13 protein-coding genes are annotated in these 14164 nt (G+C 69.1%); 1 reads left to right on the top strand and 12 read right to left on the bottom strand.

The window, feature by feature from the left end; genetic code table 11:
* Nucleotides 1–19: 19 nt before the first annotated feature.
* From nusB to RJ1_RS33640, 3 genes are read right to left on the bottom strand one after another with little or no spacing between them, the layout of a single operon-like run.
* Nucleotides 20–529, bottom strand: coding sequence for a transcription antitermination factor NusB (gene nusB, locus RJ1_RS33650; protein WP_073366787.1), 510 nt, complete (start codon nucleotides 527–529; stop codon nucleotides 20–22).
* Nucleotides 530–1093, bottom strand: coding sequence for an elongation factor P (efp, locus tag RJ1_RS33645; RefSeq protein WP_005241702.1), 564 nt, complete (start codon nucleotides 1091–1093; stop codon nucleotides 530–532). It abuts the gene before it with no gap.
* A gap of 34 nt (nucleotides 1094–1127) precedes the next feature.
* On the bottom strand, nucleotides 1128–2231 hold the full coding sequence (locus RJ1_RS33640; protein ID WP_073366786.1) for an aminopeptidase P family protein: 1104 nt from the start codon (nucleotides 2229–2231) through the stop codon (nucleotides 1128–1130).
* 135 nt (nucleotides 2232–2366) lie between these two features.
* Here RJ1_RS33640 and RJ1_RS33635 point away from each other — a divergent pair, with 135 nt between their 5' ends.
* Nucleotides 2367–3104 carry a B-4DMT family transporter gene (locus RJ1_RS33635; protein WP_073366785.1) on the top strand — a complete coding sequence of 246 codons (738 nt, stop codon included), beginning with the start codon at nucleotides 2367–2369 and terminating at the stop codon, nucleotides 3102–3104.
* An 87-nt stretch (nucleotides 3105–3191) separates the two neighbouring features.
* On the opposite strand, the gene aroB is transcribed toward RJ1_RS33635, so the two are convergent.
* The 9 genes from aroB to RJ1_RS33590 form a co-directional block, all read right to left on the bottom strand.
* A complete protein-coding gene (gene aroB / locus RJ1_RS33630; RefSeq protein WP_073366799.1) occupies nucleotides 3192–4307 on the bottom strand; it encodes a 3-dehydroquinate synthase in 1116 nt (371 codons plus the stop codon).
* A gap of 65 nt (nucleotides 4308–4372) precedes the next feature.
* On the bottom strand, nucleotides 4373–4879 hold the full coding sequence (locus tag RJ1_RS33625) for a shikimate kinase (protein ID WP_073366800.1): 507 nt from the start codon (nucleotides 4877–4879) through the stop codon (nucleotides 4373–4375).
* Nucleotides 4880–4917: 38 nt separating this feature from the next.
* The gene (gene aroC, locus RJ1_RS33620; RefSeq protein ID WP_073366784.1) at nucleotides 4918–6105 is read right to left on the bottom strand and encodes a chorismate synthase; all 1188 of its coding nucleotides are present in this window, start codon (nucleotides 6103–6105) and stop codon (nucleotides 4918–4920) included.
* 75 nt (nucleotides 6106–6180) lie between these two features.
* Nucleotides 6181–6786 carry a prepilin peptidase gene (locus RJ1_RS33615; protein WP_073366798.1) on the bottom strand — a complete coding sequence of 202 codons (606 nt, stop codon included), beginning with the start codon at nucleotides 6784–6786 and terminating at the stop codon, nucleotides 6181–6183.
* Nucleotides 6787–6877: 91 nt separating this feature from the next.
* A complete protein-coding gene (locus RJ1_RS33610; RefSeq protein WP_174695052.1) occupies nucleotides 6878–7690 on the bottom strand; it encodes a shikimate dehydrogenase in 813 nt (270 codons plus the stop codon).
* 4 nt (nucleotides 7691–7694) lie between these two features.
* Entirely contained in the window at nucleotides 7695–9395 is a 1701-nt protein-coding gene (locus RJ1_RS33605) for an endolytic transglycosylase MltG (RefSeq protein ID WP_073366782.1), read from the bottom strand.
* Nucleotides 9392–9928 carry a Holliday junction resolvase RuvX gene (ruvX, locus tag RJ1_RS33600; RefSeq protein WP_073366781.1) on the bottom strand — a complete coding sequence of 179 codons (537 nt, stop codon included), beginning with the start codon at nucleotides 9926–9928 and terminating at the stop codon, nucleotides 9392–9394. The genes RJ1_RS33605 and ruvX overlap by 4 nt, the downstream gene beginning before the upstream one ends.
* Before the next feature lie 2 nt (nucleotides 9929–9930).
* The gene (gene alaS, locus RJ1_RS33595) at nucleotides 9931–12603 is read right to left on the bottom strand and encodes an alanine--tRNA ligase (RefSeq protein WP_073366780.1); all 2673 of its coding nucleotides are present in this window, start codon (nucleotides 12601–12603) and stop codon (nucleotides 9931–9933) included.
* Between the two features lie 78 nt (nucleotides 12604–12681).
* Complete coding sequence (locus tag RJ1_RS33590) at nucleotides 12682–14115, bottom strand: replication-associated recombination protein A (protein ID WP_073366779.1); 1434 nt, start codon at nucleotides 14113–14115, stop codon at nucleotides 12682–12684.
* Nucleotides 14116–14164 lie beyond the last annotated feature (49 nt).

Below are 14164 nucleotides of genomic sequence, written 5' to 3'. Positions count from 1 at the left end.
CCCGCAGCGGGACACGAACTTACGGGCGGGCGTCGTTCGACTCGTCGGCGGCGGTCTCGGCGCGCCGTGACGTCGCGGCCGCAGCCGAGCGCACCTGCGGGGCCACCAGCACGACCTGACCGAGAATGCCGTTGACGAATCCCGGCGACTCGTCGGTGGAGAGCTGCTTGGCCAGCTCCACCGCCTCGTCCACCGCCACGACCGGAGGCACGTCGGTGGCGTGGAACAGCTCCCACACGGCGATGCGCAGGATGGCGCGGTCGACGGCGGGAAGCCGCTCGAGCGTCCAGTCCTGCAGGTGGGAGGAGATCACCTCGTCGAGGCGGTCCAGGTTCTCCGCGACCCCGGTCACCACGGTGACGGTGTACGGAGCGACCGGTGCCACGGAATCGTCCTTACCGGCCAATTCCGCGCGTTCGGTCGCGAGATCGACCGGATCGAGATCTCGAGCCTCGGCCTCGAAGAGGAAATCCACGGCGCGCTTGCGGGCCTTGTGCCGTGCGCCGAGTTTCTTATGCGTACCGGACACTCAGGAATTCACACGCCCGAGGTAGTTGCCGTCGCGGGAGTCGACCTTCAGCTTGTCACCGGTGTTGATGAACAGCGGAACGTTGATCTCGGCGCCGGTCTCGAGGGTCGCGGGCTTGGTGCCGCCGGTGGAGCGGTCGCCCTGCAGACCGGGGTCGGTGTGCTGGACCACCAGTTCGACGGTGACGGGCAGTTCCACGAACAGCGGAACGTCCTCGTGGGTCGCGACCTGCACGGCCATGTTCTCGAGCATGAAGCGGGCGCCGTCGCCGACGGTGGCCTCGCTGATCGAGATCTGGTCGTAGGTGTCGCCGTCCATGAAGATGTAGTCGGTGCCGTCGTGGTACAGGTACGTCATGTCGCGACGGTCGACCGTGGCGGTGTCCACCTTGACGCCGGCGTTGAATGTCTTGTCGACAACCTTGCCCGAGAGCACGTTCTTCAACTTGGTGCGCACGAACGCGGGACCCTTGCCGGGCTTCACGTGCTGGAACTCGGTAATCGTCCACAGCTGGCCTTCGATCTGCAGGACCAGGCCGTTCTTGAAATCACTAGTGGAAGCCACTTGCTTCGCGTCTCCTCGATAAGGTCGAAACCGTCTATACGACAGTCAGGTCTTTGGTGGTGAGTGTGAGCAGCTCCGGTCCCTGCTCACGAACCACGAGCGTGTCCTCGATCCGCACGCCTCCGCGCCCGGAGAAGTACACGCCCGGCTCGACGGTCACCGCCGCACCGTCCAGAAGTGTACCGGTGCCGAGCTTGCCGATTCCCGGAGCTTCGTGGATCTCCAGGCCGACGCCGTGTCCGAGCCCGTGCAGGAACAGTTCCCCGTAGCCCGCGTCCTCGATCACCCGGCGCGCGGCGCCGTCCACCGCGGACACTTCGGCACCGGGGCGCAGGGCGTCCCGGCCGGCCTCCTGCGACCGCGCGACCAGCTCGTATACGTCGCGTTGCCAGTCGGCGGCCCGCTCCAGGACATACGTTCTGGTCATGTCCGAGTGGTAACCACCCACCTCGGCGCCGAAGTCCAGCTTCACGAAGTCACCGCTGCTCAGCACCGCCTCGGTCGGGCGGTGATGCGGGATCGCCGAGTGGGTGCCCGCCGCCACGATGGTCTCGAACGAGATGCCGTCGGCTCCGTGCGCGAGCATCAGCGCCTCCAGTTCCCGGCCCACCTCCTTCTCGGTACGTCCGGGCCGGAGACCGCCACGCTCGATCAGCTCGGCGAGCGCCGCATCGGCCGCCGCGCACGCCGCACGCAGCAACTCGACCTCGTGGTCGTCCTTCACCATCCGCAGTTCCTCGACGAGCCCCGGAACGGGATCCAGGCGCGCGTCCGGCGCGAGCAGCGACCAGGCGGCGAACTCGTCGACGGTGACGACGTGACTTTCGAACGCCAGCGAAGACGGGCTCCCACGCCCGATCGTCTCGATCAGATGCGCGGCGCTGGCGCGGTCGATCTCGGCCCGCAGATCGGGAACCTGTTCCCCGACCTGCGTGAGGTAACGGCCGTCGGTGCAGATGACCGTGCGCTCCTCGGCGCCCTCGGCGTCGGCGGCGTGCACGAGCAGCGCGGCATTGGACCCGGTGAACCCGGTGAGGTACCGGATGTTCACCAGATTCGTCACCAGCAGTGCGTCGAGATCCCGGGCGGCGAGGGCCGCGCGCAACGCCGCGCGCCGCGAACCATGATCAGCAGGCATGCCGTCAAACGTACCGGCAAATCGCCACCCGGAGGGCACGGATCGACGGCCCCCGTCGACGGCGAGAACAGGTTCCAGAGAACGACCCTGTGGGTTAGACCACACGCCGTAAATCCGGCTGGTTACGCTGTGCCCATGAATGCGTGGGTGGTACGCGGCCTCGGCATGGCCCTGATACATGTTTTCGTTCGTGTGATCCTCGGTGTGTCGATCACACAGTGGCCCCTCCAGGGTTCCGCTCTGAGATGGCTCGCACTGCTGATCGTCGTGTTCGTGGCACTGGTCTGGGCGGGCATCGACGGCATCCGGGACCGTCGCCGGAACCCGGATCCGGAGGACGGCGCCGACCTGACGATGTTGTGGCTGAAGGCGGGCCTGCTCGGGGGAATCGTCGCGGGTGTCGGGAGCTGGCTCGCCAACCTCGTCCCGGACCTCAACGTCACGCAGAACTCGTTCTTCTTCGAGATCACGTCGGGGGCCGCCTTCACGGTCCTGCTCATCTTCGTTCCGGCCATGCTCGCCGTGTTCCTCGGCCGGTTCTTCGTCGGCCGCGATTCCAAGAAATCCGTGAAGGATCGCAGCGAACGGCAGCCGGCGGCGCACGGGGCGGGAGCGGCCGCCGGAGCCGCAGCGGGGGGAACCGCGGCCGCAGCGGTCGCCGACGATGAGGGCTACGGCCAGAACTACCCCGGCCAGGCCTACGAGCAGACCGGCTACGCCGGGTCCGACGCCGACACGGCCGTGTTCGAACCCGTGCACAACTACCGCGAGGACACGTCGGATCTCGATCACGCGGAGGGCGGGGACCCCGGCTGGCAGGATCCGGTCGACCTCGGCAAGCGCACGTCGGACGATCAGCGCCGCGGCGAGTAGCTCCCCGGTTTCACCACACCGACAGACGACGCGGCGGTGTGAGCGCATTCGCTCACACCGCCGCGTCCGTGCGTTCCGGTCGCTACCTCACAGCAGGATGGCCCCGCCGCCGCTGCCCGGCTTCTCCTCGCGGGCGACGGCGGAGTACGCGGCCACCAGCAGAGACGGGTCCGGGCCCTCGAGCCGTCCGGGCTTGGCGAGTCCGTCGAGCACGACGAACCGCAGAACACCGGCCCGGTTCTTCTTGTCGGTCTGCATGCCCTCGACCAGTTGGCCGAATGCGTCCGCGTCGTACGTGGTGGGCAGGCCCACCAGTTCCAGGATGGTGCGGTGCCGGTCCGCCGTCTCGTCGTCGAGTCGTCCCGCCAGGCGCCCCAGTTCGGCCGCGAACACGAGACCGACGGACACCGCCGCGCCGTGACGCCAGCGGTACCGCTCGCGCCGTTCGATGGCGTGCCCCAGGGTGTGCCCGTAGTTGAGGATCTCGCGGAGGTCGGACTCACGCAGATCCGCGGCGACGACCTTGGCCTTGACCTCCACCGACCGCCGGATCAGTTCGGGCAGAACCGTTCCCGTCGGATCCAGGGCCGCCTCGGGGTCGGCTTCGATGAGGTCGAGGATGACCGGGTCGGCGATGAAACCGGTCTTCACGACCTCCGCCATCCCGGCGACGATCTCGTTGCGGGGCACCGTCTCCAGCGTCGCCAGATCGATCAGCACGGCCGACGGCTCGTGGAACGACCCCACCAGGTTCTTGCCGGCCTCGGTGTTGATGCCCGTCTTGCCGCCGACCGCGGCGTCGACCATCGCGAGCAGCGTCGTGGGCACGTGGATCACGCGCACACCGCGCATCCACGTCGCCGCAACGAACCCGGCGAGGTCGGTGGCAGCGCCGCCGCCCAGGCTGACGACGGCGTCGCTGCGGGTCAGTCCGATCCGGCCCAGAACCTCCCAGCAGAACCCGGCCACCGCGAGGTCCTTCCCGTCCTCCGCGTCCGGGATCTCGATGCGGTGCGCATCGATGCCCTTCTCGGCGAGCGCCGCACGCACCGCCTCCGCCGTCTCGGCGAGCGGCGGCTGGTGGAAGATCGCCACCGTCCGCGTGCCGGTGAGTTCGTCCACCAGCTCGCCGAGCAATCCGCGCCCGATGATGACCGGGTAGGGGTTGGCCGTCTGCACCTGTACGCGTACCGGTTCGGTCACTGTCTGCTGCTCCGCTCCGTCTTGTCCGAGATTCTCGGATGTCTCTGTTACGCCGGGGCCGCCGATCATTCGGCGAGTTTCGCCACCAGCTGCTGCACCACCCGGGCGGGGCTCCGCCCGTCCGTGCGTATCCGGATGGACGCCACCTGCCGGTACAGCGGTCGGCGCTTGCGCATCAACTCGGTGTACTTCTGGCGGGGGTCGCCACCGGCGAGGAGCGGGCGCGCGGTGTTGGTCCCCGTGCGCTTGAGCCCCTCGGCGACGCTGATCTCGAGGTAGATCACCGTCTGGCCCTTCAACAACTCGCGGGTGCGCTCGGACAGGATGGATCCACCGCCCAGCGAGACGATGCCCTCGTGGCTCTCGATGGCCTTACGGACGATCTCTTCCTCCAGCGCCCGGAAGGCCGGTTCGCCCTCCTGGACGAAGATCTCGGCGATCGTGCGCCCCGCCTCTTCCTCGACCGCCACATCGGTGTCGAACAACGGAAGGTCCAGCGCCTGCGCGAGGCGCCGCCCGATCGTGGACTTACCCGCTCCCGGCGGCCCGACGAGCACGGCTTTCGGTGCCATCACCGGTCACCGCCCCGCTGCGCGGGCAGACGGGCTGGTCATCGCGCGAGCCGGGCGGCGACGCCGGACGCGTAGCGCTCGTAGTTGGCGGCGGTCTCCGCAACCGAATCGCCCCCGAACTTCTCCAGCGCCGCCTGGGCGACGACCAACGCCACCATCGCCTCGGCCACCACACCGGCGGCGGGCACGGCGCACACGTCGGAACGCTGGTGGATGGCCACGGCTTCCTCACCGGTCGACATGTCGACGGTGGCCAGCGCGCGCGGGACCGTCGAGATCGGCTTCATCGCGGCGCGAACGCGGAGCGCCTCACCGTTGGTCATGCCGCCCTCGAGGCCACCGGCGCGGTTGGTCGAGCGCAGAATTCCGTCCGGTCCCGGACGCATCTCGTCGTGCGCCTGGCTGCCACGCCGGCGCGCGGTCTCGAAACCGTCGCCGACCTCGACACCCTTGATCGCCTGGATTCCCATCAGGGCGGACGCGAGACGCGCGTCGAGGCGGTCGGCGCCGCTGATGAACGAGCCGAGACCGACGGGGAGGCCGTGGATGACCACCTCCACCACACCACCGAGGGTGTCGCCGTCCCGCTTCGCGGCCTCGATCTCGGCGATCATCGATTCCTCGGCGGCCTTGTCGAAGGCACGGACCGGGCTGGCGTCGATCGCGGCCAGGTCGGACGCGGTGGGCTCGGGTCCGACATACGGATCGGAGGCGCCGATGGAGATCACGTGCGACACGACCTCGACGCCGAACACCTGGCGGAGGAAACCCCGGGCGAACGTCGCGGCCGCGACACGGGCCGCGGTCTCGCGCGCACTCGCGCGTTCGAGCACCGGGCGGGCGTCGTCGAATCCGTACTTCAGCATGCCCGAGTAGTCGGCGTGTCCGGGGCGCGGGCGGGTGAGCGGCGCGTTCCGCGCCTGATCGGCGAGCAGGTCGGCGTCCACAGGGTCGGCGGACATGATGGTTTCCCACTTGGGCCACTCGGTGTTGCCGACCTCGACGGCGATCGGACCGCCCAGCGTGCGCCCGTGGCGCACACCACCGACGATGGTGACCTTGTCGGCCTCGAACTTCATCCGCGCACCGCGTCCGTAGCCGAGGCGACGACGCGCGAGTTGGGTCGAGATGTCCTCGGACGTCACTTCGACGCCCGCGACCATCCCCTCGAGCATCGCGACGAGGGCGGGACCATGGGATTCTCCGGCAGTTATCCAGCGCAGCACGCCCAATATCCTTCCATGTCGCCGCACTCGGTAGTGACGGTGGTCCTCCCAACCGGGTGGAGCGCGGGCACTCGTTCACGTGAGGTGCGCGGCGAACAGTGCGACCAGTGTCGCGGCGCACATCGACGGTCCGTGCGGGAGTGCCGGCGGCGCCCGCCGGACGACGAGGACGACGCAGCCCGCCAGCGCGGTCAGCACCGGCGCGAGCCCGGCCGCGCACACCCACGCCTCTCCCCCGGCCAGGCCGGTTGCCGCGCCGACTCCGAGCGCGAGTTTCACGTCACCCGCGCCGATCGAACCGGGCGCACCGAGGAACAGCGCGAGATACGCCGATGCCAGCAGGAGCCCGCCGAGCACGGCGGCGCCCGCGGAACCGGTCGCGGCGCCGAAACCGGCGATCACGAGGAACCCCGGCAGTGTGAGTAGATTCGGCAACTTCCGCACGCGCAGGTCGGTGGCGGCCAGGGAAACGCACCACCACCAGAACGCGGTCGCGCACGGCAGCAGCAACCACGGTGCGGTGTCCGCGACCCCACCGCGGACCGTGCCGGCCACGCCGAAAGCGCACACGGCCTCACACCAGCCCGGCCGGACCTTTCCCCCGTACCGACCGGCTGTCCGGCGCGCACCCCATCCCGCACCCGCACCCGCCACCACGCTCGTCGCGATCAGCCACCACATGACGACCAGCGTGCGCGAACCGGCCAGCACGTCGGGTGAGGTGACCTGGCGGAACGATGAGCCTGTGGACGGCGGCTCGGCCTGTGGACAACTAGCCCAGAGCGGCCGCCATCGCCTCCCGCGGCGCGGGGCGACCGGTAAACTGCTCCACTTGCCCGAACGCCTGATGCAGGAGCATCGAGAGGCCACCGACGACCGTGCCACCGGCAGCCTCGACGGCCACTGCCAGCGGCGTCGGCCACGGGTCGTAGATCGCGTCGAGCACGAACGGCGCCCGCCCGAGAACGTCCGCGTAGTCGCTGATCGCGGCGGACGGGACCGTGCTGACGAGCGCGGCGGACGCGGCGCAGCGGGCACCGAGTTCCGGACTGTCGAATCCGAGCAACCGGACGTCGAGACCCACCGACTCCGCGCAGTCCAGCGCGCCCGCGGCGCGACCCGCATCACGGGCCACCACGGTCACGGATTTCACGCCCATGTCGGCGAGCGCCACGAGCGCGGGCCGGGCCGTTCCCCCGGCCCCGACGACGACCGCGTCGGCGCCGGCGATGGTTCCGACACCGCCCGCGGTGAGCGCTCCGCTGACGCCGTCCACGTCGGTGCAGTCGGCACGCCACCCGCCCTCGATCCGGACGAGTGTGTTCGCCGAGCCGATCGCGACGGCCCGCTCGGTGCGCTCGTTCGCGAACGCGAGTGCCGCGATCTTGCCCGGCATCGTGACGGACAGCCCGACCCATTCCGGGCCGAGCCCGGACACCAGGCCGGGAAGCCGTTCGCCGTCGCACTCGATGCGGTCGTACGTCCACCCGGTCAGACCCAGCGCCCGGTACGCCGCGAGGTGCAGTTGCGGCGACCGCGAATGCGCGATCGGGCTGCCCAGCACCGCAGCCTTGCGTGCGGTCATCAACTCATCGTCCACTGTTGAGAATCCCATTGTTCAGAGCCTGATCGATGTTGGCCAGGTGTTCGTCGTAGCTCTTGGTGAACAGCGTCGTCCCCTTGGAATCGACTGTCACGAAGTAGATCCAATCACCCGGCGCCGGCTGTTCGACCGCCTGGAGCGCGCCGATGCTCGGCGACGAGATCGGGGTGGCCGGCAGACCGGGGCTGGCGTACGTGTTCCAGGGGGTCACCTGAGCGCGGTCGGCGTCGGTGGTGGCCAGTTCGGTGGTGTCGAGCGCGTAGTTGACCGTGGAGTCGAACTGCAGCGCCTGGTTGACGGCGAGCCGGTTGAGGATGACGCGAGCGACCTTCGAGAAGTCGTCCGGCATCGCCTCACGTTCCACCAGCGACGCCGCGATCAGCATCTTGTACGGCGGGAGACCGACCTGGTTGCCCGCGGTGAGGATTCCGGTCTTCTCGTAGCTCGCGGAACTCTCGGTGACCAGTCTTTGCAGAATCGCGACGGGACCGGCGGTCGGATCGAAATCCCAACTGCCCGCGGCGATCAGCCCTTCGAGCTGGCGATCCCGGTCCGGAACGCCCGCGACCGGGTCCTTCGCCCAGTCGGGCACACCGAGCGCGGACAGGTCGCCCGCGCCGGCGGCGTTGAGGTCGTCGTAACTGATGCACTTCTCCGAACCGGCGTCACCCAGGCAACTGGCCTCGGAGATCAGCGTGTAGATCCCCTTCTTCTTGGCGCCGGTCTGCACGTCGGTCGTGTCGTGGAGTTGCCGTCCCTCGGAGATGATCATCTGCCCGACCCGCGAAGTGGGGTCGACCAGTTCCTGGACCGCGTCCTCCGCCGGGATCTGGGTGGACAGACTGTAGAAGCCGGGCTGCACCGAGTTCATCGCGTTGCTCTGGACCGCGGCGTTGAAGAAGGCCGATCCGCTGGCGACGACGTCCCGGTCGGCCAGCGTGGACGCGATCTGCTCCGCGGTGTCGCCCGGATGGACCTGCACGACCACTTCGGGGCCGCCGGGGCCCGCGTAGTCCGCGGGGGCGTCGGTGCCGAAGAACATCTTGCCTCCGACGAACACCATGCCGACCAGCACGATCAGCACCGACGCGGCAGCGAGGACTCCGAACACCTTGCCGCGGCGAGCGCGTCCGCGGGCCTGTTTGCGGCGCCGCGCCTGGGTGCGGGCCTGGGTGCGCGTAGGCGGGATCTCCTCGGGGATCGCCGAGATTATCTGCGTCTCTGCTTCCGCGAACGCGACGCCGTGTTCGGGTTCGGGTTCGGGGTCGAAAGTCTGCTCGTACCCCTCGTCGGGGTAGGTGTGGGCCTCGTACGGCTCGTCGACATAGGCGTGATCGTCGTCGACGGGCTCGCGGTAGCCGCGGGCGTCGCCGTACGAGCGGGGACCGTAGCCGTCCTCGTACACGGGTTCGGGGTCGTATGGCTGCTCGTGAACCGGCTGCTCGTGAACCGGCCGCTCGTACACCGGCCGCTCGTACACCGGCTCCGCGTGGGCGATGTCGGGCTCGTCGACGTCACGGTCGTCGTGGATCACCGCGTGCCGGCCGGTGGTGACGACGTCGTCGTCGGGAGGCGGCGCGTAGTCGACCTGGTCGTCGTCCTCGTCGAGGTAGCGGTGCCGCCGCGGTTGTCGGGGGACGTAGTGGAAGTCGGGTCGTTCGCCTACCGGGCGCCGATGATTGCTCACTGGCCTGCCTCCGGTAGTTGCACGTCCCCACCTGAATCCCCTGCGTTCACCGACCTGCTCCGCTCGTCCAACCATCCCTGCAAGATCGCCACCGCCGCAGCCTGGTCGATCACCGGACGCTGGCCTCTCGCACTGACACCGCTCTCGCGAAGCGCCCGCGCGGCAGTCACGGTCGTCAGACGTTCGTCTGCCATCCGCACCGGGATCGGGTCGACCTTCCTTCGCAATCGCTTCGCGAACACAGTAGCGATCGAGGCGGCCTTCCCCCGTTCACCCCGCAAGGTCTGCGGCAGACCGACGATAACCTCCACCGCCTCGTATTCCTCGACAATGTCGGCAATGCGCCGGATATCCGGCGCGTCGGGCCCTCGTTCCTTGGACCGCGGCACCGTCTCCACGGGGGTGGCGAGGATCCCGTCGGGGTCGCTCGACGCGACCCCGATCCGGACACTGCCCACATCGATGCCGATGCGCCGACCGCGCCCAGGGTCGTCGACTCCCGGTCGATCCGGACCCTGTTCCGCGCGATCCACCGCTACTGGCTCCCCACCTTGTCCGCGACTTGTCCGCGGACAGCGTCGAGAGCGGCCGCGATTCCGTTGGTGTCCGATCCGGAACCCTGTGCCATGTCGGCCTTTCCGCCTCCGCGGCCGCCGATCTTCGGTCCGAATTCCTTGACGAGGTCGCCGGCCGACAGTCCCAGTTCCTGGGCTGACTTGCTCACCGCGACGACGAACGGAACCTTGCCGTCGACGTCACCGAGCAGCACCACCACCGCGGGCTGGGTGCCGAACCGGCCGCGGATGTCCGTGACGAGCCCGCGCAGGTCGTTGCCCCCGACCCCCGCCGGGGCGGAGTCCGCGACCAGCAGCACCGGCCCGAGCCGCTGCGCCTTGTCGACATATGTGCCCGCCGAGGCGAGAACCGCCTGCGCGCGGGTCTGCTCGAGTTCCTTCTCCGCCACCCGAAGTCGCTCCACCAGCGCCTCGACGCGGGCGGGCACCTCCTCCGAGGGCACCTTCAGCGACGACGACAGACCGGCGAGGAGCGCGCGTTCCTTGGCCAGGTAGCGGTACGAGTCGAGCCCGACGTAGGCCTCGACGCGGCGCACACCCGAACCGACCGACTGCTCGCCGAGCAGAGTGACGTTGCCGATCTGCGCGGAGCTGCCGACGTGAGTTCCACCACACAGCTCCATCGAGAACGGTCCGCCGATCTCGACGACCCGCACCTCGTCGCCGTAGTTCTCGCCGAACAACGCCATGGCGCCCATCGACTTCGCCTTGTCGAGGTCGGTGACGAACGTGTTCACCGAGTAGTCGGCGGCGACGGCCTGGTTGGCGACGACCTCGATGTCCTGCTTCTGCGCTTCCGTCAGCGCGCCCTGCCAGGAGAAGTCGAAACGCAGGTATCCCGGCTTGTTCAACGAGCCGGCCTGAACCGCGTTGGGACCCAGCACCTGTCGCAGCGCGGCATGCACCATGTGCGTGCCGGAGTGGCCCTGGGTGGCGCCCTTGCGCCACTCGGCGTCGACCTGCGCGAGCACGACATCGCCCTCGGTGATCTGGCCTTCCTGCACGGTCACCTTGTGGACCCACAGTTTCTTGGCGATCTTCTGGACGTCGTTGACCTTCACCCGCAGCCCCGGACCGGTGAGGGTGCCGAGGTCTGCGATCTGGCCGCCGGCCTCCGCGTACAGGGGGCTGCGGTCGAGGATCACCTCGACGTCCTGACCCGCTGTCGCGACGGGGACCCGTTGCCCCTGGGAGATCAGCGCGAGAACGTGCGCCTCGGAGACCAGTTCGTGGAATCCGGTGAACTCGGTGGGTCCGCGGTCGAGGAGTTCCTTGTAGACGGTGAGGTCGGCGTGGGCGTGCTTGCGCGCCTGCGCGTCGTCCTTCGCCCGCTGCCGCTGCTCCGCCATCAGCGTGCGGAAACCGTCCTCGTCGACGCTCAGTCCCGCTTCGGCCGCCATCTCCAGGGTGAGGTCGATGGGGAAGCCGTATGTGTCGTGGAGCGCGAACGCCTGGTCGCCGCCGATCGTCGACTTGCCGGACGCCTTCACCGATTCGGCGGCGCCTTCGAAGAGCTTGGACCCGGACGTCAGGGTCTTCAGGAACGCGGTCTCCTCGCCGACGGCGACCGTTTCGATGCGGCTGAAGTCGGTGTCGAGGACCGGGTACGACGGAGCCATCGTGTCGCGGACGACGGTGATGAACTCACGCATGCTGGGCTTGTCCGCACCGAGGAGCTTCGCGGACCGGACGATGCGCCGCAGCAGGCGGCGCAGCACGTAGCCGCGTCCGTCGTTGCCGGGGTTCACACCGTCCGCGATGAGCATCGCGGCGGTGCGCGCGTGGTCGGCGATCACCCGGAAGCGCACGTCGTCGTCGTGGACGGCGCCGTACTTGCGGCCCGACAGTTCCTCGGCCTTCGCGATGACCGGCCGCACGAGGTCGGTCTCGTACACGTTGTCGACGCCCTGGAGCAGGAACGCGACGCGCTCGACTCCCATGCCGGTGTCGATGTTCTGCTTGGGCAGCGGACCGAGGATCTCGAAGTTGTCCTTGCTGATGCCGAGCCCGCGCTCGTTCTGCATGAACACGAGGTTCCAGATCTCGATGTACCGGTCCTCGTCGGCCTCCGGGCCGCCCTCCTGGCCGTACTCGGGACCGCGGTCGTAGTAGATCTCCGAGCACGGGCCACACGGGCCGGGGATGCCCATGGACCAGTAGTTGTCGGCCATGCCGCGACGCTGGATCCGCGTCTCGGGAACGCCGACCTCGTCACGCCAGATGTCGCGGGCCTCGTCGTCGTCGAGGTAGACGGTGACCCAGATCCGCTCCGGGTCGAATCCGTAACCGCCGTCGTCGACGCTCGACGTCAGCAGCGCCCACGCATGCTTGATCGCGTCGCGCTTGAAGTAGTCGCCGAAGGAGAAGTTTCCGGCCATCTGGAAGAACGTGTTGTGCCGTGTGGTGATGCCCACATTCTCGATGTCGAGGGTGCGCACACACTTCTGGACGCTGGTGGCCCTCGGGTACGGCGGGGTCTGCTGGCCGAGGAAGTACGGCACGAACTGGACCATTCCGGCGTTGACGAACAGCAGGTTGGGATCGTCGAGAATCAGCGAGGCGCTGGGTACCTCGGTGTGGCCTGCCTTGACGAAATGGTCGAGGAAGCGCCGGCGAATCTCGTGGGTCTGCACGTCAGTGATCCTTATTGTCTGTCTCGAGGGCAACTACGGTCGCCGGGTGGCTGGGCACACCCGGCACTTCGGCAACATTCAGCTTAACCGGCCACCCTGACGGTTCGTGCCGCGGACGATGGCGCGCAGCTTGTCCACCCGCCCCGCGATGTCACGCTCACCGCCGTGGGTGGTGGGCTGGTAGTAGTCGACACCGACCAGCTCGTCCGGCGGATACTGCTGCGCCAGCACGCCGTCGGGGTGGTCGTGGGGATAGCGGTAGCCGACGGCGTTGCCGAGCTTCGCCGCTCCCGCATAGTGGCCGTCGCGCAGATGGGGCGGGACGAGTCCGGCGTTTCCGGCCGCGACGTCCGCCATCGCCGCGCCGAGAGCGGCGATGACGGCCCCCGACTTCGGCGCGGTGGCGAGGTGGATCGTGGCCTGGGCGAGCGCGAGGCGGGCCTCCGGCATGCCGATCAGCTGGACCGCCTGTGCGGCGGCCGTCGCGGTCTGCAACGCGGTGGGGTCGGCCATCCCGATGTCCTCGCTGGCGTGGACCACCAGCCGCCGCGCGATGAATCGCGGGTCCTCACCCGCGGTGAGCATCCGCGCCAGGTAGTGCACGGCCGCGTCGACGTCGGAACCGCGGATCGACTTGATGAAGGCGCTGATCACGTCGTAGTGCTGATCGCCGTCGCGGTCGTAGCGGACGGCCGCCTTGTCGACGCTCGCCTCGACCGTCGCGAGGTCCAGCAGGACGGGACGGTCGGCGTCATCGGCCTGGTCGAGTGCCGCCCCCGCCGCCGCCTCGAGCGCGGTCAGCGCCCGCCGGGCGTCGCCGGCTGCGAGCCGCACCAGGTGGTCCATCGCGTCGCCCGCGATCTCGATCTCCCCGGCGAGACCCCGCTCGTCGGTACGGGCACGGTCGAGGAGGTTCTCGATGTCGTCCGCCGTGAGTGACTGCAGTTGCAGGACGAGCGAGCGGGACAGCAGCGGGGACACCACGGAGAACGAGGGGTTCTCGGTGGTGGCGGCCACGAGCAGCACGATCCGGTTCTCCACCGCGGCGAGCAACGCGTCCTGCTGAGTCTTCGAGAAGCGGTGCACCTCGTCGATGAACAGCACCGTCTGCTCGCCGGCGAGAAGGCGGCGTCGGGCCATTTCGATGACGCCGCGCACCTCCTTCACCCCGGCGGACAGGGCGGACAGTGCCTCGAAGCGGCGGCCGGTGGCGCCGGAGATCAGCGACGCGAGCGTCGTCTTCCCGGTGCCGGGCGGACCGTACAGCAGCACGGACGCCGCCCCGGACCCCTCCACGAGGCGCCGCAGCGGCGCCCCGGGCCCGAGCAGATGCTGCTGCCCGACCACCTCGCCGAGGGTGCGGGGACGCATCCGCACGGCCAGGGGTGCGTGCGGATTGACCGACATGGGGGAAGGGATGGAGGGCGGTGCCGCTGCCTCGTCCGGCCGCGCCGTCTCGAACAGTCCTGCGGACTCGTCCTCGCCGACATCCGAACCGAAAAGATCGCTCACAAGTTCGACGCTACTGGAACCGGACCGTCCGACCCAGTCCGGCCGGACC

The organism is Rhodococcus jostii NBRC 16295, from assembly GCF_001894825.1.
GTDB classification, from domain to species: domain Bacteria; phylum Actinomycetota; class Actinomycetes; order Mycobacteriales; family Mycobacteriaceae; genus Rhodococcus_F; species Rhodococcus_F jostii.
This window is presented reverse-complemented; position numbering and strand designations above follow the sequence as displayed.